Annotated in this window: 21 protein-coding genes; 9 read left to right on the top strand and 12 right to left on the bottom strand. The window is 27.7% G+C overall.

What is annotated here, in order from left to right; genetic code table 11:
- Nucleotides 1–8: 8 nt before the first annotated feature.
- From racE to RYK99_RS00075, 7 genes are all read left to right on the top strand, one after another.
- A complete protein-coding gene (gene racE, locus RYK99_RS00105) occupies nucleotides 9–803 on the top strand; it encodes a glutamate racemase (protein WP_314989024.1) in 795 nt (264 codons plus the stop codon).
- A 9-nt stretch (nucleotides 804–812) separates the two neighbouring features.
- Nucleotides 813–1,397 carry an XTP/dITP diphosphatase gene (locus RYK99_RS00100; RefSeq protein ID WP_314989022.1) on the top strand — a complete coding sequence of 195 codons (585 nt, stop codon included), beginning with the start codon at nucleotides 813–815 and terminating at the stop codon, nucleotides 1,395–1,397.
- The gene (locus RYK99_RS00095; RefSeq protein ID WP_314989020.1) at nucleotides 1,387–1,599 is read left to right on the top strand and encodes a ferredoxin; all 213 of its coding nucleotides are present in this window, start codon (nucleotides 1,387–1,389) and stop codon (nucleotides 1,597–1,599) included. Before RYK99_RS00100 ends, RYK99_RS00095 begins: the two co-directional genes overlap by 11 nt.
- A 202-nt stretch (nucleotides 1,600–1,801) precedes the next feature.
- On the top strand, nucleotides 1,802–3,919 hold the full coding sequence (locus RYK99_RS00090; RefSeq protein ID WP_399543929.1) for a DNA translocase FtsK: 2,118 nt from the start codon (nucleotides 1,802–1,804) through the stop codon (nucleotides 3,917–3,919).
- Nucleotides 3,920–3,983: 64 nt separating this feature from the next.
- Nucleotides 3,984–4,775, top strand: coding sequence for a hypothetical protein (locus RYK99_RS00085; protein WP_314989017.1), 792 nt, complete (start codon nucleotides 3,984–3,986; stop codon nucleotides 4,773–4,775).
- Between the two features lie 116 nt (nucleotides 4,776–4,891).
- Nucleotides 4,892–5,461, top strand: a complete 570-nt coding sequence (pgsA, locus tag RYK99_RS00080) for a CDP-diacylglycerol--glycerol-3-phosphate 3-phosphatidyltransferase (RefSeq protein ID WP_204644351.1) — start codon at nucleotides 4,892–4,894, stop codon at nucleotides 5,459–5,461.
- A gap of 56 nt (nucleotides 5,462–5,517) precedes the next feature.
- Entirely contained in the window at nucleotides 5,518–6,066 is a 549-nt protein-coding gene (locus tag RYK99_RS00075) for a GrpB family protein (RefSeq protein WP_314989016.1), read from the top strand.
- Between the two features lie 20 nt (nucleotides 6,067–6,086).
- Here the strand turns inward: RYK99_RS00075 and RYK99_RS00070 are convergent, their stop codons facing one another.
- The 9 genes from RYK99_RS00070 to RYK99_RS00030 all read right to left on the bottom strand — a co-directional run bounded on the left by RYK99_RS00070 (nucleotide 6,087) and on the right by RYK99_RS00030 (nucleotide 14,934).
- Nucleotides 6,087–6,329 (bottom strand): hypothetical protein, encoded by a 243-nt coding sequence (locus RYK99_RS00070; RefSeq protein ID WP_314989015.1) that lies wholly within the window; start codon nucleotides 6,327–6,329, stop codon nucleotides 6,087–6,089.
- 62 nt (nucleotides 6,330–6,391) lie between these two features.
- Nucleotides 6,392–7,438 carry a tyrosine recombinase XerS gene (xerS, locus tag RYK99_RS00065; RefSeq protein ID WP_314989013.1) on the bottom strand — a complete coding sequence of 349 codons (1,047 nt, stop codon included), beginning with the start codon at nucleotides 7,436–7,438 and terminating at the stop codon, nucleotides 6,392–6,394.
- Nucleotides 7,439–7,917: 479 nt separating this feature from the next.
- Nucleotides 7,918–8,106 carry a 50S ribosomal protein L28 gene (rpmB, locus tag RYK99_RS00060; RefSeq protein ID WP_003144993.1) on the bottom strand — a complete coding sequence of 63 codons (189 nt, stop codon included), beginning with the start codon at nucleotides 8,104–8,106 and terminating at the stop codon, nucleotides 7,918–7,920.
- A 117-nt stretch (nucleotides 8,107–8,223) separates the two neighbouring features.
- Nucleotides 8,224–9,624, bottom strand: coding sequence for a gluconate:H+ symporter (locus RYK99_RS00055; RefSeq protein ID WP_314989010.1), 1,401 nt, complete (start codon nucleotides 9,622–9,624; stop codon nucleotides 8,224–8,226).
- A gap of 78 nt (nucleotides 9,625–9,702) precedes the next feature.
- Nucleotides 9,703–9,891, bottom strand: a complete 189-nt coding sequence (locus RYK99_RS00050) for a hypothetical protein (protein WP_314989008.1) — start codon at nucleotides 9,889–9,891, stop codon at nucleotides 9,703–9,705.
- A 270-nt stretch (nucleotides 9,892–10,161) separates the two neighbouring features.
- Complete coding sequence (gene efp / locus RYK99_RS00045) at nucleotides 10,162–10,719, bottom strand: elongation factor P (protein WP_003145634.1); 558 nt, start codon at nucleotides 10,717–10,719, stop codon at nucleotides 10,162–10,164.
- A 156-nt stretch (nucleotides 10,720–10,875) separates the two neighbouring features.
- Nucleotides 10,876–11,517 (bottom strand): tRNA (guanosine(46)-N7)-methyltransferase TrmB, encoded by a 642-nt coding sequence (gene trmB, locus RYK99_RS00040; RefSeq protein WP_314989006.1) that lies wholly within the window; start codon nucleotides 11,515–11,517, stop codon nucleotides 10,876–10,878.
- Nucleotides 11,518–11,529: 12 nt separating this feature from the next.
- Entirely contained in the window at nucleotides 11,530–14,397 is a 2,868-nt protein-coding gene (locus tag RYK99_RS00035; protein ID WP_314989005.1) for an insulinase family protein, read from the bottom strand.
- Between the two features lie 24 nt (nucleotides 14,398–14,421).
- Nucleotides 14,422–14,934: an adenine phosphoribosyltransferase gene (locus RYK99_RS00030; protein WP_204644343.1), complete on the bottom strand. Its 513-nt coding sequence runs from the start codon at nucleotides 14,932–14,934 to the stop codon at nucleotides 14,422–14,424.
- 278 nt (nucleotides 14,935–15,212) lie between these two features.
- Between RYK99_RS00030 and RYK99_RS00025 the strand changes: the two genes are divergently transcribed.
- Nucleotides 15,213–15,590 (top strand): iron-sulfur cluster biosynthesis family protein, encoded by a 378-nt coding sequence (locus tag RYK99_RS00025; RefSeq protein WP_314989002.1) that lies wholly within the window; start codon nucleotides 15,213–15,215, stop codon nucleotides 15,588–15,590.
- 66 nt (nucleotides 15,591–15,656) lie between these two features.
- Complete coding sequence (locus RYK99_RS00020; protein ID WP_314989000.1) at nucleotides 15,657–16,190, top strand: VanZ family protein; 534 nt, start codon at nucleotides 15,657–15,659, stop codon at nucleotides 16,188–16,190.
- 87 nt (nucleotides 16,191–16,277) lie between these two features.
- Here RYK99_RS00020 and RYK99_RS00015 read toward each other — a convergent pair whose 3' ends face one another.
- The 3 genes from RYK99_RS00015 to RYK99_RS00005 form a co-directional block, all read right to left on the bottom strand.
- Nucleotides 16,278–20,414: an NEAT domain-containing protein gene (locus RYK99_RS00015; protein WP_314988998.1), complete on the bottom strand. Its 4,137-nt coding sequence runs from the start codon at nucleotides 20,412–20,414 to the stop codon at nucleotides 16,278–16,280.
- Between the two features lie 218 nt (nucleotides 20,415–20,632).
- Entirely contained in the window at nucleotides 20,633–21,259 is a 627-nt protein-coding gene (locus RYK99_RS00010; protein WP_314988994.1) for a thioredoxin, read from the bottom strand.
- Nucleotides 21,260–21,279: 20 nt separating this feature from the next.
- Nucleotides 21,280–21,734, bottom strand: a 455-nt coding sequence (locus RYK99_RS00005) for a single-stranded-DNA-specific exonuclease C-terminal domain-containing protein (RefSeq protein WP_314988992.1), incomplete at its 5' end; no start/stop codon positions are given.

Genomic DNA, 21,734 nt, shown 5'->3' with positions numbered 1-21,734 from the left:
GGCTATGTATGAATAATGCAATAGGAGTATTCGATAGTGGAGTGGGAGGATTAACGGTTGCTCGAGAAATAATGAGACAACTACCTAATGAAACTATTTATTATTTCGGTGATGTGAAAAATTGCCCTTACGGAGATAAAACTAGAGAAGAGATAATTAAATATACCGATAGAGCGGTGAAATATTTAATTGACAAAGGTGTTAAAATGGTTGTACTAGCGTGTAATACGGCAACGGCAGCTGCACTTAATTATCTTCAAGATAAATATGACATACCGATAATAGGAGTAGTACAACCTGGTGCAAGACGTGCAATTCAGGCTACTGAGAATAATAAGGTTCTTGTTTTAGGTACTAAATTTACTGCAAAATCAAAAGTTTATGATATTGAAATTGAGAATATTAATTCTGATATTCAAGTCGTTGATAAAGCTTGTCCTGCTTTTGTACCTTTTATTGAATCAGAAGGTAACGTTGATAAAGATGCAACAAAGAAAATTATACATGAAACTTTAGAGAATACACGCAACTTAGGTGTAGATACAGTTGTTTTAGGTTGTACGCATTATCCAATTTTGAAAAAAGATATAGAAGAATATTATGGTAATAATATTAAGGTTATTTCTTCAGGACGAGAAGCTGCTCGAGAAGTTAGCTCCGTATTAGGATATGCAAAGTTACATCAAAAGAGATTTAATAAAAAAGATCATAAGTTTTACATATCTGAAGCTAGTGAAAATTTTAATAATATAGCTTCTAAATGGTTGAATAAAGAAATTATTGCAGAAGTAGTAGATTTATAGGAGAAAGTAATGAAAGAATTAATTTTAGCATCTAATAATGCTCACAAAGTAGAAGAAATTAAAAGTATTTTAGAAAATTATAATATCTTAACTCTTAAGGATATTAACTATACAGAAGAAATTGTAGAAGATGGTGCTACATTTGAAGAGAATGCATTAATAAAAGCTCGTACAATAAGTAAATACTCTGGGAAAACAGCTATTTCTGATGACAGTGGATTAAGTGTTGACCTACTTGATGGGAGACCCGGTGTATATTCTGCAAGATATTCTAAAGAGCAAACTGATGAAAAAAATATAGAAAAAGTGCTTTTAGAATTAAATGGACAAAAATCAAAAGCTAAATTTGTTTCTGTTATAGCTCTTGTAAAACCTGATGGAACAGAATTAACTTTTAGAGGTGAGTGCCATGGTGAAATTATTTTTGAAAAACGTGGTACGAATGGTTTTGGATATGATCCAATATTCTATGTTCCATCTTTAGATAAAACTTTTGCAGAGTTAAGTGCTGAACAAAAAAATAGTATTAGTCATAGAAAACAATCATTAGAGAAATTTTCGCAATATTTGAAAGAAGAAAGTGATGAAAACTAGAATAATTCGTGAAGATTGTATTGCTTGTGGAAATTGTAATGCTATCTGTCCTGACATATATGATTATGACGAAGATGGAATTGCGTATTGCATTATAGATGAAAATAATATGACGGAAGCAGTTCCAGATAAATATAGAAGTTTGGTTCTTGAAGCACAAATAAATTGTCCTACTGAAGCAGTTTATGTGGAAGAGGACTAGAAAGGAGAGAAGATTGAGCAATAAAAAAACAAAAAAATCAAAAAAAACTAGTGGAACTAAAAAATCAACTAACTCCAAAGGTAAAAAAGGTGCTACAAAGAAAAATCCTAAGAAAAATATAATTCCAGTTTTAACTAAAGAAACATACAGAGGATTGTATTTTGTAATTTCTGTTCTTATTATAATTTTATCTGTTCTTCAGATGGGATTTGTAGGTAAATTTTTTGATTCATTATTTAAATATCTATTTGGTAGCTTTAGCTATATACTATATATTATTATTGTAGCTACTCCAATTTATTATATTATGAATAAAAAAATCAAAACACCTGTTATTGTAGTAACGTTCTTAGTGTTGATAGATTTCTTATTCCAGTTAATACTAGTTGGTAATGCAGAAAGTACTTATATTAGTTTTACAGAGATATATAATGGTAAAGTGTTAACTTATGGCGGTGGACTGATATCTTACTATCCAGTTAAATTTTTAATATACTTATTATCATACTATGGATCTTTATTAGTAGTTATTTCAGCAATTATTACATCAGTATTCCTATATTTTAATATTAACTATAGAACGCTTGTTTTAAGATTAAAGCATCAAATTGTTGATGCCTTTGATAAAAATGAATATGTAGATGAAGAATATGACGAGTATCTCGAATTTGACGATGAAATTATAGACGATTATAATTATGTAGATACAAAAAAAGAAAATTCTAATGAGCAAAGATATAATAATATTAAAGATAAAGATTTAGTGGTAGATATTAGAGAATTTAAAGAAGAACCTGAGGAAGAACTTGTACAAAGAGTCACAAGAAAACAAGCTAAGCAAAAAGAAGTTAAAAGTGTTGATGTTGTTGAAGAATCTTTAAATGAAGAAGTATCTGAAGAATCATATGATAATTATCAACTACCACCAATTACATTGCTTAATAGTCCAGTTAAAAAACAAACAATAACTAAGGGTGATGTAGTTGAAAAATCTAAAATATTACAAAGTACATTTAATAACTTTGGTATTGAGGTGAAAATAGTTAAAGCAATAGTAGGTCCTTCAATTACACAATTTCAAATTTTGCCGACTCCTGGAACAAAGGTAAGCAAGATTGTGAATCTGAGTAATGATATTGCGCTGAATCTTGCAGCCAAAGATGTACGTATTGAAGCACCTATTCCAGGTAAGTCATTAATTGGTATTGAAATTCCAAATACAGTAAATGAATTAGTAACAATGAAGGAAGTATTTGTAAATGATGAGGATAACTCGCCTCTATCAGTTGCCTTGGGGAAAGATGTATCAGGTGAATCAATTTTTACAAGAATCGATAAAACACCTCATTTATTAATTGCAGGATCAACAGGTAGTGGTAAATCAGTATGTGTTAATACTATAATTACAAGCATATTACTAAAAAATAAACCAGATAAAGTAAAATTAATAATGATAGATCCTAAAATGGTAGAATTATCAATATATGATGGAATTCCGCATCTATTAACATCAGTTGTAACTGATCCAATAAAAGCTGCTGATGTACTTCATAAAGTAGTTTTAGAAATGGAAAATAGATATCGAGAGTTTGCTAGAGCACGTGTTAGAAATATGGAAGGCTATAATAAAATAGCAGCAAAAGATCCTGATTATAAAGAACTACCGTATATAGTAGTAATTATTGATGAATTGGCTGACTTGATGATGGTGTCATCTAAAGAAGTAGAAGAATCAATAGCACGAATAGCTCAGAAAGCACGTGCTGCAGGAATACATATGATTATAGCTACTCAGAGACCGTCTGTAGATGTTATAACAGGTGTAATTAAAACAAATATACCTTCAAGAATAGCATTTGCAGTAAGTTCAAGTATTGATTCAAGAACAATTTTAGACAAATCAGGAGCTGAAACTCTGCTTGGTAAAGGTGATATGCTTTACTTATCTGCTGATTCAAGTAAACCTGTACGTATCCAAGGAGCTTTTCTTTCAGATGAGGAAGTAGAAAAAGTAGTAGATTATGTTAAGAGCCAGTCAGAGGCTCAATATGATCCAAATATGACACCAAGTGAAGTAAGTTCACAAGGTGGTAGTTCATCAGCGGATGATGTAGATCCACTATATAAAGAAGTATTATTATTTATAGCAAAAACACAAAAAGCTTCAGCTTCACTGTTACAACGTAGATTTAAAATTGGTTATAATAGAGCAGCTAGAATAATAGATATGCTTGAAGAAGATGGTTATATCGGTCCAGTTGATGGAAGTAAGCCTAGAAAAGTATTTTTAGAGAAGGAATTTGCAGAAGATTATGAGTAAAATAGTTTACGTAAATAATATTATGTAAACTGGAAAATGATATTATTAAGAGAGGTAAATTAAATTGAGAAAAAATAATAAAGTACTAGTTGGTTTATTGATAATCGTACTTTTAGCGGTTATCGGATTATCGGCTTATGCTTATCAAAAGCAAAAATCATTAAATAATGTTAAACCAAAAGTTACAGAAACCAAGAAAGAAGATTCTAAATTTGAAAAAATAATAAAAGAAAGTTCTAGTAACTTTAATAAAGAAAATGAATTAAGTAAGAAAATTGATATACTAAAAAGTCTATTAACTTATAAAGAAGAAATAAGTAAAGAGAATAAAGATAAACTTAACGAAAAATATAATTCTCAAGTCAAAGAGATGAGAGAAAAAATTAAAAATAGTTTAAAAGATAAAATTAGTTCTCTAACGGTAACTAATGAAGATAAAACTAATACAGAAAAAGTTACTAATGTTAAGAAAGATCTTACTGAACTGCAAACTTTAGTAGATAAAGAGAAAGAAACAATTTTTGAAAAAGGAGAGGACTACAATGAAATTTCTCAACTAATTAAAACAAATCTTGCAACTACTGAAGTAACTCAAACAGCTACAACAACGAACAATAGTAATACTACTACTGAACAGGTTCAACATACTGAAGTAATTGAAGTACCAACTCCTCAAAGACAAAGAGGAACGACTTCGTATACTCCTCCAAGAGTACAAAATAGTCCAACAGCTCCTTCTGGAGGAAACTCTGATTCAAATTCGACTGTTACACCAAGCACACCAGCTACTGTCACACCTACTACACCTGATGTAACAACTCCAGCAGTTAGTGAAACAACAGGAACAAGTGAATAAATTTTTAAAAACAGGATAATAAGAGTATTTATCCTGTTTTTATTATTGTAGCATATTACAGAATATGTTATAATTATAATGAATTTAAATTTATGCAAGAAGGGTAAGTAATAATAATGAATCTACCAAATAAAATAACATTATTTAGAACAATATTAATACCTATATTTATAGTATTTTTATTATATAATATGGGAGGAAGTATTTCTATCCTAGGTGGTCGAAATATAACCCTTAATATTTTTATAGCAGCATTGATTTTTATGTTTGCATCATTCACAGATTTTATTGATGGATATCTTGCTAGAAAATATAATTTAGTGACTAATATGGGCAAATTCTTAGATCCATTAGCTGATAAACTACTAGTCGGAAGTGCCTTTATTGTAATGGTTGAACTAGGTTTAATGCATAGTTGGATGGTAGTGGTTGTAATAGCAAGAGAATTTGCAGTTACAGGACTTAGACTTTTGGCTGTAGAAAAAGGGGAAGTAATACCCGCAGGAATTCTAGGTAAATTAAAAACTATTAGCCAATTATTAGCTATTATTCTTATTTTATTAGGTAATCCAATTTTTAACAGTATTGGTTTTAAACTAGATTATATCCTATTATGGATTTCTGTAATATTGACTATTTTATCAGGATTAGAATATTTCAAAAATTCTTTACATGTATTTAAATAATGTTAGTGATAGGATCTCCTATCCTAACATTTTTTTAATAGAAAAATTAGAAAGGTGTGATTATATTGGATAATATTCTGAAAGATGAGTGTTTTAAGAAAAGATATCCTATTATTTTAGTATGTCATAATAATAAATGGATAAAATGGTATGATGAAATGGAAGTAAAATTATCAAAATTACTTAAAGATATACCTGTACATATTTATCATATTGGAAGTTCTGCAATACCAAATATAAAATCAAAAAATATAATAGATATACTTATAGAAACAATAGATGATAGAAATTTTGATAAAATAGTTCAAATTCTTTCTAAAGAATGGGAATTACGTGGGAATGAAGATGATAGAGCTTTTTTAATTAAAGGATATGGCGAGAAAGGTTTTCTAGATAAAGTGTTTCATCTTCATATAAGAAAAAAAGGTGATATTACTGAAGTAGAATTCAAAAAAATATTATTAGAACATCCAGTAGTTGCAAAGAAATATGAGGCTTTAAAGTTAAAATTAGAAAAAGAATATAAATATGATAGAGAAGGATATACTGAAGGAAAAACAGAATTTATAGATAATATTATAAAAGAATATAGTTTACATAAATAATTTTATGTAAACTATATTCTTTATTTTACTTCTTTTTTATTGAAATAATTATATAATCCGTGAATAGCAACTATTGACCAAACACCTTCTAGTAAAACAAATCCCCATTGTTTACCAACAAAGGCATCAATACCAAGAATTAATGCTCCGATAGCATTTAGTAATAAATAACTAAGTGATGTAGTTTTAAGTTTTCCTAACTGGCTAAATACAAAGCCGATAAGAATTAATAGTGATCCTAAAACTTGTACAATAATACCCATTTTTCACCTCCATATATTTAATAACTTTTATATTTTAACTTAATTGGAGATATATTGCAATACTAATCATCTAATTTATCAATAGATTGTTTAATTATCTTTTTAGATTCATTAATATATAGCATTGAAGTATCACTGTTAGAGTGTCCCATTTGAGTCATAATGATTGGGATGTTACCGTTTGTTTTTAATGCTAGTTTAGTACCGTAACTATGTCTTAGTTTATGTGGTGACATAGGAACATTAAAGGCATCGGTATATTTCATAACTAGTTTTTGGATAGCTCTTATTGATAATCCAGTTTTATTTTTACTAATAAAGACATAGTCTTCTCTATTAAGTTTAAAAGGTAGGGAAGTTATGTATTCATTAAGTCTATCTAATGCTGATTTTGTTATTATAACTGTGTCTACTTTATTACCTTTTCTAATGACGTTTATTTCACTATTTAGAAAATCTATATCCTTAACCTTTAAATTAGCAAGTTCATTAACACGAATACCACTTTTTAAAAATAGCGTTAATATCGCAAGATCTCGTGCTTTATCACGTAAAAAGAATGTCTTTCCATGTTTTGATAAAGTTTTCTCGTACTCAAATTCAACATACTGCAAGAATTCTTCGTCTTGAGAGTCTAAGAATATCTTTTCAGAAATTTTCTTTGATCTTGATGATAATGTCTCTTTCACACGATTAATAGGTATCTTAAGCATTACATTTCGCTCAAAATAAGCTCGTCCTTGTTCATTCTCGCTTGTAACAGTAAGAAACTTATACAGGGACCTCATAGCAGCCTTATAATTGTTTACAGTCGTTTGACTTCTATATTTTCCATTAACTTGTTCACGAGAGAGACTTTTAAAATAACTTTCCATTTCTTTTTTAGATATATTTTCTAAAGTAGATAGTTGAACTTCTTTTATATTTTCTGCATCTGAAATTGTTTCTCTAATAGTCCAGTTTAGAAAATTCTTATAAGTTTCTAAATATCTATGTAATGTAAGTGGTGATAAATTATCGTAATACGTATCTATGAAGTCTTCTATATAATCTGGGAATTCAGGAAGTATTTTATTTATTTTTTGTTTATAATAATCACGTTGATTCATTGGTATTATTACATTCTCCTATAGTTTATTAATTATACATATAATATGTATTATACGAACAAATATATTATATCATATTTATTAGTTTCTTTCAATATACTTCAATCCCCTTATTTCGATAAAGAATAAAATATTTCATTTTTAGTTTCTGATAAATGATTATTTATTTCATCTATTTTGTTTTAAATTAATTTTTTCAATTTAATGAGTAACTATAATTTAATAATATATGAGTTTCACTTTCAAATTTGAAAATTCTAGAAAAAATGACCTATTTAAACACCATATAAGCTTTCTAAATTATTTTTTAATACAATTACTCCAAAATGATATAAAACCTCTTAAAATTGATTTAAATGCTTAATTTGACATTTATAGCTAATTTAGCATATGTTTTACTTGATTTCTATATATATTTTATTAATATAATGTAAAAAGCTATCTAAGTTTCCTTAGATAGCTTAAAGTTTATCGCTTAATTATACACGCTCAACTTTTCCAGATTTTAAAGCTCTAGCAGAAACCCAAACTTTTTTAGGTTGTCCGTCTACTAAAATTGTTACTTTTTGTAGATTAGCTTTGAATTTTCTTTTATTTGCGTTCATTGCGTGTGAACGAGTATTTCCTGAACGAGCTTTACGTCCAGTAACGTAACAAACTTTTGCCATGAATTAATCCTCCTTTTGGAAATAGTTTATTCATAACATTTACTACATACACAAGTATTAATATAACATACCTTAACATAAATATCAAGTAAAAATATTATTTATTTTAAAAATATTTTATGTAATCGAAGTCATAATCAATATTATAATAAATGCTACTATAGAAGCTATAGTCGTACCTAATGTCCAAGTTTTAAATGTTGTTTTAAAATCTAAATTTAAATACTGTTTAAATAACCAGAAACCAGGATCATTTACGTGTGAACAGAACATACTTCCTGCAGTAATACTCAACATTATAAATACCGGTGAATAACTGATAGTCGGAACTAAAGGTTCTACTATTGCTAACGTTGTAATTGCTGCAATAGTTGCACTACCTAGTGATATTCTTAGGATGGCAGCAACAAAGAAACTTATTAGTATTGGTGATATGTTCATACCACTAGTTATTTGAACTATCTCATCTGTTACCTTTGAATCTACTAATACCTGTTTCAAACCTCCAGCAGCACCGTTAATAAGTAATACGACTGCAATTGTTTTAATAGATTGACTTAACAATGGAGCAATACTACTAATCCTTAAATGTTTTACAATCATCAATTTCAAAATGGCTATTAATAAGCTGATTATCAATGCGGTAACTGGATTACTAATAATTGTTAATATATCTTTTAAGTAAGTTGGTAAACTATTTATACTTAATGCTACTGTAGGAATAGTAATTAATATAACAGGTAATAACATTAGGATAATAGAAAAACCAGAACTCATCAGCTGTTTCTCTATTTTTAAAACACTAATATTATTTTGTTCTGTTTGTATGATAGGTTTAGTTTGTACCATTTTTGAATTAGTTAATAATAGGCCACCGATAATTGCTGTTGGTATTGCAACTATTAAACCATAGAAGAATACTTCCGCCATATTAAGATGGAATGTTTTAGTAATAATACTTGGACTAGGATGTGGTGGGAATAGTGCATGGATTGTTAGAACCCCAATACTTGCTGGTAAAGCTAAGTATATTTTATCCAAATTTAATTCTTTAGCTACTGCTAAAATAATTGGTATTACCAAAATAAAAGCTACATCAAAAAATAACGAAAAACTAATACACATTCCAGCAATAAGAAGACCTAATTGAATCCTCTTGATTCCGAATAGACTAATCATTTTTTTTGCAGTAATTTCTACTGCTCCTAATTCTTCTAGTATTCTTCCAAACATAGCTCCTAATCCTAAGATTAGTGATAGATGCCCTAGAAGAGATCCTGTCCCCTTCTCTACTGAATCAATTATTGAACTAGGGGATAAGCCTAAAAATAATCCTAGAATAATTGCTACTATAAGTATTGATAAGAAGGGTTCAAAATGTAATTTTGTTATTAAAAATATTAGTACGCTAATTCCTAAGAAAACTAATAACAATTTATAAGAATGAATTCCTAAAAAATAAGCTAGGATCGAATATATAATTAATCCTAAGCCGATTAATATTTTATCTAATTTCATTATATTCTCCTTAATTTTTCATTAGGTAATTATATCATTATTAGCTATATCAAGTAAAGATATACGCTTACTATAGAATTAGTGTTCTTTATCTAGTAACTCAGCGATTTTCATAAAAGTTCTTCCGTTTCTAATAGTAACAGCTTTATAGAAAGATTCTTTAATTAAATATTTATGATATGCCGTTTTTAAATAATTCTTTTCATTAAATTTCCCCCAAAAAACAGCTCTTTTTCCAAAGTGAACTTGTTCGTCGTTTAAAGACATACTATTTATTCGTTCTCTGATAATTGAATAATCTATATCTTCACAATAAAATAGTACATCTTTTCTATAAAAATCATCATTCCACCAACTAGGTAGATTTTTAAGTTCTTCTATGTATTCATCTTTTGTTAATATTACTTTATTAATTTTGAATGAATAAAAATTTAATTTCTGTGATATCTTTTCATTAACTATATCTATGTTGTCAGTTTATAAAAAACTCTCTATCATAGTAATATAATAATAGAGAGTTTTTAAATTATTCATAAATTATGCTCTTGATACGTAAGAACCTTCTGCTGTATTGATTACTAATACATCTCCTTCTTTAACGAATAGAGGTACTTGTAATGTGTATCCAGTTTCTACTGTAGCAGCTTTAGTAGCTCCTTGTGCAGTATCACCTTTAACACCAGGTTCAGTTTCAGTTACAGTAAGTTCTACTGTTGTTGGTAAGTCAATACCTAAGATTTCATCACCAAACATTAAGATTGAAACTTCCATATTTTCTTTTAAGAAGTTTAATTCGTATTCTAATTGTGCTTCTGGTACTTCGATTTGCTCGTAAGTAGCGTTATCCATAAATACATAAGCTTCACCTGTTGAGTAAAGGTATGACATTTTTTGGTTATTGATTTGAGCTTTTGCTACTTTCTCACCAGCTCTGAATGTTTTATCATTAACTGCACCTGTACGCATGTTTCTTAATTTAGAACGTACGAAAGCAGCTCCTTTACCAGGTTTAACGTGTTGGAATTCCATTACTTTCCAAATGTTTCCATCAACTTCGATAGTAACTCCAGTTTTAAAATCATTAACTGATATCATTATTGTATTTCTCCTTTAAATTGTACTAATATTATTATAAATAAAATTTTTTTTAAAATCAAGGTAAAAACGATTAATTTTAAGGTAAAATGTTATAAACATAGTATATTCTAAGTATTTAATTTACATAATTAATTTTATGTAAACTAAATTTGGTTATTTTACTTTTACAGCTTCTACCATATATATTCTATTACCTTTTTTAATGAACTTATCTTCATATTCCGTATGAACATTATCTTTTTCATAAATACTGTTTGTTAGGTCTAATGATAATCTATTGAATGTAAATCCGTATTTTGCATAACTCATTAGACTATATTCAAATAAGCCTTGATTATCTGTTTTTTGTATAATAGTTTTATCTCCACTAAGTATCGCTTCATAACGAGCTAAAAATGTGTGGAATGTTAAACGTCTTTTCTCATGTCTTGTTTTTGGCCATGGATCAGAGAAGTTTAGATAAAGTTGATCAACTTCTCCTTCAGCAAAATATTCAAGTAAATCTTCTGCATTACCAGAAATTAGTTTCAGATTTTCTCTGTGAGTTTCTTCTACTTTATCTAATAGAAACGTTAATACAGTAGGTTGAGCCTCCATAGCTATAAAGTTAATATCTGGATGTTTTTCTGCTAATGTATGAATAAACTTACCTTTCCCACTTCCTATTTCTAAGTGTATTGGATTATCATTCCCAAAAATTTCTTTCCATTTTCCCTTATTATCCTTAGGTTGTAAAAATACAACTGGACTATTTTCTAGACGCTCTCTAGCATCTGCTCTATTTCGAACTCTCATTCATGCACCTTTCTATTTTAATTCAATTGTTTCATTGAATAAATCTTTATTTTCTAATACTTTTTCTTTTGAACCTAGCACACAAGTATAGGCTTTAGATTTCATATTTTCAAATACAGTTGCTAATTTTTGTATATTTTCAACTGTGGTATTTTTAATTTCATTTACAAGTTCATCATAAATATTGAATGGTGAATTTGTTAAATATTTATTAAGTGAATATGTTGCTAACGCACTTGGTGACATCAATACATCTAAAGTATTCAATGTACCTATAATATATTTATTTAGATCTTGTTCATCAGCAACAAAGTTTCGAACATAGTTATCAATATTGTAATATATATCTAATGTTTCAACTAAGTTAGGATCACGATAAGACCATAAGTTAAAATCACCAAAGTTATTAAATATTGCTCCAGCACCATATGCTCCATTTTTCACACGAACATTATTCCATAAATAATCTAAACTTAGGATATGTCTCAGTACTAAATGAGTTCCGGTATAATCTTTAATATTGTATCCAACACCTACATACTGCACAAGAGAATCAAAGTAAAATCCTTCAGAATAACCATGTTCTTCTAATTCTATTTCAAATCCTTTTTGTCTATTTGTATCTTCTGGATATTTCTCTAAGAAGTTAGTAATGACTTGTTTGAAATTATCATATTCTTTATTACTTCCAACAAAGTTAGTTAATAATCTAGATTTATTGAAAATTAATTTAGCTACATTATAAAGATTTTCTCTTATACTTTCATTGTCAGTTTCATAATTATCTAGTAACTTATCCACGAATAAGTAGAAGTCATATTCACCATGGTATGATGCTAACTTACTTTGTGGATTATAGAATCCACTAATTCGACGTGCTACAAATGCATGCCCTGAATTCTTGAATTTGTTTTCTAGCATTAATTTAACTTCTAATAGGACGTTGTATAATGCTTCTTTATCTTCAAAATCAACGTTTAGTGTTGTTTCTTCTAATATATTAGCTAATTCTTCTGATTTTTCAACAAGATTTTTAGCACTAATTATAAATTTAACTTCGCATTCGTCACTTTTATGTTTTCTAAAGACATCTACATATGAACTAACTCCACCAAGATTTGCTCCTATTTCTTTAATAACTTCTGCCTCAGTTTTATTTTTTGTATTAAAGTTAAATAATAAATATGATAAAATTGAAGCGTATTGAAGCTGTTCTAGCTCAAAATCGGTAATATCAAAAAGTAACTTAGTATAAGAAATTCCATTTGTTACTGCATTATAATGAGAGAATTTTAAATCTCTATATGTTTCAAATAATGTTTCCTCAAAAGGATTTTTTAATTCAACTTCTTTGGCATCAACACATTTAATTTTTTCAAGATCTTCTTTCTTATCTATACTATTTTGCCAGTTTTGTAAAGATTTAGTATTTTCGACTATATCTTGTAGTTCATTTTCAGATAATGAAGCTTTGTATTCAACTAGATTTTTCTCTTTTTGCTCTTTTTCTAAAGTTGGAATTAACTGTAAAACAGCTTGTTTCTCATTATTAATTAGGAAGTCTTTTGCAAGACTTTCATATTTTTTATCTTTACAATTTTCTTGTAAATCAGCTATAACTTTATCTAAATCAAATGCAGATAAAATGTTGTCTTCACTGTAAAGCCAAGTTCTTAATAATCTTATTGCGTAAGAAACACCTTTTGGTGCAGAAGTTTTGTTAATTTCTTCTTTAATTGAGAAATTTTTCTTATTGATTGAAGCTTGTACTTGCTCATAATCAAAACCTTTTTCAATGATTGACTTAAGAAGTTTTTTGTATTCAGTATCAAGATTATCTAATTTATCATCTTTAACATATTTGAAGATAATTGAATAGACAGTTTCTTTTCTATCTTTTTGAACATAACTATAAACATCTTCACAAAAATCATTTTCTATGAAATATTTTCTAAATTCAGTATTACTACTTCCTAGAAGTATATCATCTATAATATCAATATTTTCGATTCTACTGAATTCATTACTATCACCAAGGATGTAATTATATGCAACATATGCCTTATTGCTTAGCTCTTCGTTAAAATAAGTTCGCTTAACAATTTCTTTTGAAAAATTATTTTGACGTGATAAGTTATAGTCACTATAATCTTTATAATCATAGTTATTTAAATAACTATCTATATGTTCCAGATATTGGTTTACATTCAGATTACCATATAAGAAGATATAACTGTTACTTGGGTGATAATTATAATTATATGTTTCTAAAAATTCTTCTTGTGTTATTGAAGGAATAGCCTCCGGTTTTCCTCCCGAAGAATATTTATAAGGTGTATCACTAAATAAGTGTTCACTTACATATTGATCAAGAACTTCATCTACTGATGAGTATGCACCTTTCATTTCATTATAAACTACACCTTTGTATATAAGTTCATCCTCTTTATTTTCTAAATGGTAATGCCAACCTTCTTGTGCTAGTATATTCTTATTAACTTTTAAATTTGGATTAAATACGGCATCTAAATAGATGTCCATTAATATTTCTAAATCTTTCTCATTTTTAGACGATACTGGATACATAGTTTTATCAGGAAATGTCATTGCATTTAAAAATGTATTAAAAGAACCTTTAAGTAGTTCTACAAAAGGTTCTTTTACTGGATATTTCGCTGAACCACATAAAACAGAATGTTCTAAAATATGAAAAATACCATTATCATTATAAGGGATAGTTTTAAAACTTATGCTAAAACTTTTATTTATGTCGTCATTCTCAAAGAAAACTAATCTAGCACGAGTTTTAGTATGCTCATAAAGATAAGCATTTGTATTAATATTTTTTAGATATTTCTTTTCTATAAGTTCAAATGTCATATTATTTAATTATTTCATAGTAGATTACATTTTTAGTAATGTAAGAACATCATAACCTTGTAGTTTGTCCATTCCATTTAGACCATCTAGTTCGATTAAGAATGCAATACCTACTACGATTCCTCCTAATTCTTCTACTAATTTAATAGTTGCTTCAATTGTTCCACCAGTAGCTAATAAATCATCAGTGATAAGAACACGTTGACCTGGTTTAATAGCATCTTTGTGCATTGTTAAAGTGTTACTACCATATTCTAAATCATATTGGTAAGAAATAACTTCACGAGGTAATTTATTAGGTTTTCTAACAGGAACGAACCCAATACCTAATGAATAAGATACAGGACATCCAATGATAAAACCACGTGCTTCTGGTCCAACTACAACATCAACTTTTTTTTCTTTTGCATAGTTAACGATTTGATCAGTAGCATATTTATATGCCTCACCATCTGCCATTAATGTAGTAATATCTTTAAAACTAATTCCTTCTTTTGGCCAATTTTCTACGATTGAAATGTATTTTTCTAAATTCATTTATTTTTCTTTTCTCCTAAATGTTTTCTTAACTCAATTATTATACTATAAAATCCCAAAATAAGCAATTTTAAACACTATTAATACACTAAGAAACAGTAATTTATTAGATTACGAATCTACTTATAATATTCAGTATTTACTTATATAGTATTATATAATCTAGAACTCTGTGAATTTTAGTAATTTAAAATCTCCAGTTGATAAAATCAATTATTATTTGTATTCTATGTTATGTGTTAAAATATATTATAAATACGATATAAGGAGATTTTAGTATGAAAATTACATTTACTGATTCAGCTGTGAATTATATTTATAAAAAATTTGATAGTGAGGACACTAGTGCATATGATATTATTATCGACTATTTAGATGGAAATAGTCCATATTCGGATAACGTTAATGGTTGTCATTGTCAAGTATATGACAAATATAGAATTCTAATTGTTTCTAAAGAAGATAAAAATATTAAGTGGGATAAATATGATAAGGAACTATCTACAAACATAGGTACTGTTCATTATCCTTCTTATTATGAAGTGATGTTTGATAAAGACAATAAATTTGATTATAGTGAGACGAATTTTACTTTATATTTAAAAAGTGAAGCGGGAATTATTACAGAACAAGTCCAATTAATAATTAAAAAATAAATTTAAGTAAATTTTAGTAAGTTTTGCTAACATTATCATAAGTGTAATTAGAGGAAGGAGAATATTTTGAAATCTTTTCTAAACAGTAGAAAATTAACATTTTTTCTATTTTTTGTATATTTATTTATACTTTCTTGGGTAATAGTAGCTAAAATGAATTGGAACCTACTTTTAAGTAGTAATATTTCATGGATAAATAATCCTCGTGTATTACTTTATCCTGGTGTAACTTGGAGAACAATCAATCTAGTACCATACAGATTTGGAAATTTTGACATTGTGGAAGTTTTACTTAATATTATTTTCTTTATACCTTTTAGCTTTTATATCAAAATGCTATATCCTAAATCGTCTGGTTTAAGAGCTATAATTTTAGGGTTTATATTAAGTTTAATATACGAATCTACTCAATATATCTTGACTATTGGGTTCCCTGATATAACAGATTTGATAGATAATACTTTAGGTGCTTGCATAGGAGTAATAATTATCAATATTATTTCTCTAATTTTCAAAGAAAAACTTAGATTGTATATGAATTTCATTTTAATACTTCTTTCGGGATATATTATTTATGAAATAATTAATATAGTATCTTAAATAACAAATAATAACGGATATACTTGGCAATTGTTAAGTACATCCGTTATTTATATCTTATGTAATTATTATTATTAAATTTTTAAATTATTTTTTTCTTCTGAAGCCTAATGCAGCTAATCCAATACCTAATATACCTAGTAATAATGCTCCAACACTATTTTCAGTTAATCCTGTTTTAGGTAATATATTATTGAATCTTTGTGAAATTGGATTGTTTCCAACTTTAGTATTGTTATTTGTTCTTGAAACAATAGTATATGTACTGAAGTGATCTGTATAGAATGTTAATTTCCCATCTGAATATGAACTTGGGACTTTTTCTAATTTGTCACCATTTACATAATAAACTTCTAATGTTTCATTATCTTTAGCAAGAACAGCTACAGTAACTGCTCTAGTTTCACCATTTTTATTTATTACATTTCCATTATCATCTGTGAAGAATAGATCTAAAGTTTTCACAACATTTAAATTCTCATCAAGATTCTTAACTAATTCTTTTACTTCTTTTACTTTTTGTTCGTTAGAATTTTGAGCAACAAAGTGAATACCAGTAACATCTTTAGCTTTGAATTTTACAGTTACTTCTTCATCTCCAGGTAATTTAGCAACAAGTGTATCTTTTAGATTGCTAAGCTTAGCATCATGATTATCATCGTTTGTAGGATTACTTGGTTGTTCAACTGGTGGTGTTTGAGTATTTTCCTCTGATTTAGGCTGTTCAGGTGTTACCTGAGGTTTTTCTTCAACCTTAGGTTGCTCAGCAGGTTTCTCATCTTTTTTATCTTCTACTTTCGGTTCTTCTTTTTTAACATCAGCATTAACTGTAGTTATAAGTTCAACTAATTTATCATCGATATTAGTAGCATTTTTCTCGAATAAAGTTTTAGTAATTCTATATTTATCTCCTGCTTTCATATCATTATCAGTAATTTCTAATTTTTTATCATCTTCATTAGAAACACTTGAAGAACTAATTTCTTTAATTTCATTGCCACGAATACGTTCTACCTTAGTAACAATATACCAGTTACGTCCATAATCATCACTCTTAAGTAATTCTGCCATAGGTTTAGTTTGTTTACTTAGGAATTCTTTATATTTTTCTAAACCTTGTAAGATACCTTCTCCACCATAAAACTCAGAACGACCTCTATACCAGTGTAGAAGATTAAGAATTGTTAATTTCTCATCTTTAGGTTGAACTGTAATTTTGTTATCTTTTGCAACAACATTTAATTCGATAGCTTGTTTTTGTGGATAATAACCTTGTGTTACTTCAGGAGAAATTCCTAATAGTTTTGTATCAGAATCATTATATGGCAATGTTGCTGGTAAATTATTATTAGCAATATCAAGTATATGTAGACTACCATTTGCTTTAATTAATTCTAGTGGTATATTACTAATTTGGTTATTTACTAATCTTACAGTTGCTTTATTTTTAGCAAGTGTTTTCCATAATTCATCAGATAAGCTAGCAATATGGTTATTATTTAAAGCTAGAGTATTTAATTTTGTTAAATTAACTCCATTTTCTGGAAGTGATGTTAATTTGTTGTTAGCTGCGTATAACTGTGTTAAAGAAGATAAATTAGCTATACTATCTGGAAGTTTAGTAAGTTCATTATCAGTTACAGATAAGAATGTTAATCCTGTATTGTTTTTAAATAAATCATTTGGAAGTGAAATAATTTTATTATTTGATAAACTTACAGTTTTTAGCTTCTTATTATTAGCAAAAACATTCGCTGGTAATGTTGATAACCATGATTGACTGAATTCAACTGAATCTAATTCAGGATTATTTGCAAATAAGTTTTCTGGGATATTACCTAAGTTATTAGAAGACAAGTTCACAGTTTTTAATTTTTTGTTATTAGCAAATAGGTTTTCAGGTAATTTAGTAACACCATTTCCTCCTAAGTTAATACGCTCGATATTAACTGCATTTTTGAATAAGTCTTCTGGTAATTCGCCGAAGTTATTACTATCAGAAGAGAATGATTTAACTCCAGGTCCCATGTGTTTTAGTAAATCTAAATTGTATATAGCACCTTTATCAACTTTTCCATCAATCTCTAATGATCCGATGTTGATATCACCAGTGAAGTTTTTCAATTCATCTTCTGTTACTTTACCGTCTTTGTTAGTATCTACCCCATTGGCGATTAATTTTTTCTGAAGAAGATCATCACTTTTTTTACGTTCTTCATTATTTTTTTCTACTAACTCAAATCCATTCCATCCTTTTTTGATCTCAGGTTTAAATTTAAGTTTAACTGTAGTATATTTATCAAAGTTTCCTTTATCACTTTCTAAAGAACCCATATAAGAAACTATAACACCACCTAAATGTACTTGGTCTAGATCTTCTACCGGAAGAGTAAATAATGCTCTGTCATATTGACCTGCAGAGTTTTTCTCACCAAAGTTTTCTTTCACCCCTGATTCCCATTTACCTTTATTTTGAATGGCAAAATCATATAAACCATGAGCAAATAATGTATTTAACATTGTAATACTCATTTTTCCATCTTTAACTACTAATTTTACATTTTTGTCAAAGAATCCTTCTAGCATTGAAGTACCTTGTCTTCCATCAGCGTATAAAGCGTTAAATCCTAAAGTATATTCACCATCTTCTAATTTATCAGTAAGTGAATAAGTTTTTTCTTCTTGTTTTTCAGGAGTTTTTTCTGGTGTTGGTTTTTCTTCAGCTACCTTGTTTCCAGTAGTATAAGTTTTACTTTCAGTTCCATCATTTGCTTTAAATACAATTGTATTATCTCCATCAAAGTTCCAAGCTTTAAATGCTTTAAGGCTTTCTCCACCATCATCGAAAGTAACAATATGCCCTGCCCAGTTTTTACTGAATAGTGATTTATTAAATGATTTTCCATTAATAACCACTTCTTTAGTATTTTTAAGAACATCTTCTGCTTTAAATCCATCAACAAGTGTAATATTTAATTCATCACCATAACCATTCTTTTCTACTTTAGAAACTAAATCTTTTTGAGCATATGATGTGCTAGTAGCTGGCGTATCTTGTTTTGGTTCTGTAGGTTGTGCATCTTCTTTTTTATCAGTTGCCGTTGGATATGAAATTATAGTTCCATCAACAAGTTTAACCTCTAGCTTATTATCTGAATCTTTTAACGCTTTTACTAAATCTTCGTTAAAAATTCTAATTCCAAGATATTTTGATGTTTCTACTTTATCTTTGAATACATCTTTATTCACAGTAGTTCCATTTAAAGTTACACTTGCAATTTCATCAACAAAGTTATCATAAACAGAAGTGTCAGATAATTCTAAAGTTAAGTGTTTTTCATCTTTCCAGTTTTTACCTTGGTCTAGTTTTGAAATTGTGTATTTAGCATTTGAAGCAGGTTTATTAGAACTAGTATCACTATCTTTTGATGGTGTAGTCGTTTCATTACTTGGTTCTACATAACCAGTATCCTGATATGTTGTTTTAGAACCATCTTCAAATGTAAATTCAATTTTGTGCTTATCTTGTTTTTTATAATGTTCAGTAATAGCTTTATCTGAAGCAGTTACTTCTCCATTATATAATTTATAAAATTTACTATTTGTATTTTGTTTATCGAATCCGAAATCTTTTCCATCTACTGTTAGTTTAGATACTTTTGACCAGTAGTTTTTGTAAAGATCAGAACCTTCTAAGAAGAAGATTAGAGAATCATTATCTAATTGTGGTTCTAAAATTTTTAGACCTTCACTAATTAATTTTGGTTTAGCTGTTGGATCTACATATCCTTTATCTTCATATACAGCTTTTGATCCATCTTTAAAAATAAATTCTATTTTGTGTTTGTCTTGTTTATTATAATGATTAGTTATTTCACTATTATTAACATAAATAACACTATCAAATAAAGAATAGTTTTTTGAAGAAGATGCTTCACTATTAAATCCGAAATCTTTTCCATCTATTAATAATTTATCAATTTTATTCCAGTATCTCTTAAATAAAGTATCTGAAGTATCTTGACCTTCAACAGCAATCTCTAGAGATCCACTTGTTCCAATCTCTGGTTCGTAGACTTTAAAACCTGTGCTCTGTTGATCTTGTGCGTAAACTACATTAGAATCAAGATTTAGTTTAGAATAATTGAAATCTACTGAACCTATACTTAAACAGATAGGTACTGCTAATCCAATTATTAATTTATTATTATATTTTTTGTTCATGACGTTCCTCCATTAAAACAATGATAATCAATATCGATTAATTATAGCTACATTATACTACAACAGGTTAGAAGATACAAGTAAAAACATCAAAATATAAAAAAAAATAGAGCATATTTTTATGAAATCAATTTGAAAAAGGTTGATTTCATAAGCTTATACTCTACAAAATAATGTTCATATTTTTGCCACAATGAAAAAATAATTATTATTAATAATTAGAATCTTTTAGTTATTAAATTATAATGTATTTCGATATCTTCTGGTTCTGTAGCATAACCACGTAAATCGTAGTATTCTCCATCTTTTTCTAATACTGCAGTAGGATAAGATTCTATACCTAAGTTAAGTGTTCTTAGAAAATCTGGATGAATCGGATTCGTATTTTTAAAAGCAATTGTAAGTTTTAAGGCCAAATCAGAACTATCGATTTCATATTTGTCACATAGTTCTAAGTATGTTTCAATATCACTTAAACTTTTACCTTCAACAAAAAACTTACATTGTATATCATATGCATAATCTAATAATTTTGAATTTGGTATAAATTCTTTTACTGTATTTAAAGCAATCGCAGGATGAAGTGAATTTAATACCATTTCACCTTCTTCAAGTACTTTCTTATACTCTTCTCCAAACTCAATATTATACATTTCTGAAATTTGTTTATTTCCTTCTGCTATATATGTGTACTCTCCTATTTTTTTGCTGTTTTCACCAATAAATAATCCACCAGAAACAATATCGATTTCTATGTCCGTATGATTTTTATAAAACTCAGTAAATAATTTATCAAAACCATAGCACCAACCACAGTATGCGTCCCAAAAATATAATATTTTCATTTTATTCTCCTTTTTTCACCTTAATTTTTATCAAAAGCTTTGTTAATATTCGTTATGTTCTCTTTTAGTAATAACTGTTCAACTTCGAATATACTTTCCATTCTAACAAAGCTTTCTGATTGTTTTAAATCAACTTTTTTATAATTTTCATTCAATTTAATGGTATTATTCTCAAAAGTTATAAGATTTAATTCTCTAAAAATTTGAATCATGATTTTTAAACTATCCACATTTGTTTTTAATGTTGTTAACAATTTATCTAATTGCTGTGCAATATTAATTTGTTTATTTGGAATAGATAGAATAATGTTAAATAGTTTTATCAACCTATCTTTATCTATTAAATAAACGTCCGATAAAATTTGTTTTTCTTCACAAATTAAATATATTTTCTTAGGTTTTAAATTAACTAATTTCTCAATATATTCTTTACCATTTGGAATATCTAATAAGTAGATATCTTCAATATTTTCTT

It is taken from the genome of uncultured Gemella sp. (assembly GCF_963537375.1).
In the GTDB taxonomy this organism is placed as follows: Bacteria; Bacillota; Bacilli; order Staphylococcales; family Gemellaceae; genus Gemella.
The sequence above is the reverse complement of the archived record's forward strand: the minus strand, read 5'-3'. Positions and strand labels throughout refer to the sequence as shown.

Excerpts from the sequence above, each read along its gene's own strand:
- racE (WP_314989024.1), top strand. The coding sequence starts at position 9 with ATGAATAATGCAATAGGAGTATTCGATAGTGGAGTGGGAGGATTAACG.
- RYK99_RS00100 (WP_314989022.1), top strand. The coding sequence starts at position 813 with ATGAAAGAATTAATTTTAGCATCTAATAATGCTCACAAAGTAGAAGAA.
- RYK99_RS00095 (WP_314989020.1), top strand. The coding sequence starts at position 1,387 with ATGAAAACTAGAATAATTCGTGAAGATTGTATTGCTTGTGGAAATTGT.
- RYK99_RS00090 (WP_399543929.1), top strand. The coding sequence starts at position 1,802 with ATGGGATTTGTAGGTAAATTTTTTGATTCATTATTTAAATATCTATTT.
- pgsA (WP_204644351.1), top strand. The coding sequence starts at position 4,892 with ATGAATCTACCAAATAAAATAACATTATTTAGAACAATATTAATACCT.
- RYK99_RS00070 (WP_314989015.1), bottom strand. The coding sequence starts at position 6,329 with ATGGGTATTATTGTACAAGTTTTAGGATCACTATTAATTCTTATCGGC.
- xerS (WP_314989013.1), bottom strand. The coding sequence starts at position 7,438 with ATGAATCAACGTGATTATTATAAACAAAAAATAAATAAAATACTTCCT.
- rpmB (WP_003144993.1), bottom strand. The coding sequence starts at position 8,106 with ATGGCAAAAGTTTGTTACGTTACTGGACGTAAAGCTCGTTCAGGAAAT.
- RYK99_RS00055 (WP_314989010.1), bottom strand. The coding sequence starts at position 9,624 with ATGAAATTAGATAAAATATTAATCGGCTTAGGATTAATTATATATTCG.
- RYK99_RS00050 (WP_314989008.1), bottom strand. The coding sequence starts at position 9,891 with ATGTCTTTAAACGACGAACAAGTTCACTTTGGAAAAAGAGCTGTTTTT.
- efp (WP_003145634.1), bottom strand. The coding sequence starts at position 10,719 with ATGATATCAGTTAATGATTTTAAAACTGGAGTTACTATCGAAGTTGAT.
- trmB (WP_314989006.1), bottom strand. The coding sequence starts at position 11,517 with ATGAGAGTTCGAAATAGAGCAGATGCTAGAGAGCGTCTAGAAAATAGT.
- RYK99_RS00035 (WP_314989005.1), bottom strand. The coding sequence starts at position 14,397 with ATGACATTTGAACTTATAGAAAAGAAATATCTAAAAAATATTAATACA.
- RYK99_RS00030 (WP_204644343.1), bottom strand. The coding sequence starts at position 14,934 with ATGAATTTAGAAAAATACATTTCAATCGTAGAAAATTGGCCAAAAGAA.
- RYK99_RS00025 (WP_314989002.1), top strand. The coding sequence starts at position 15,213 with ATGAAAATTACATTTACTGATTCAGCTGTGAATTATATTTATAAAAAA.
- RYK99_RS00015 (WP_314988998.1), bottom strand. The coding sequence starts at position 20,414 with ATGAACAAAAAATATAATAATAAATTAATAATTGGATTAGCAGTACCT.
- RYK99_RS00010 (WP_314988994.1), bottom strand. The coding sequence starts at position 21,259 with ATGAAAATATTATATTTTTGGGACGCATACTGTGGTTGGTGCTATGGT.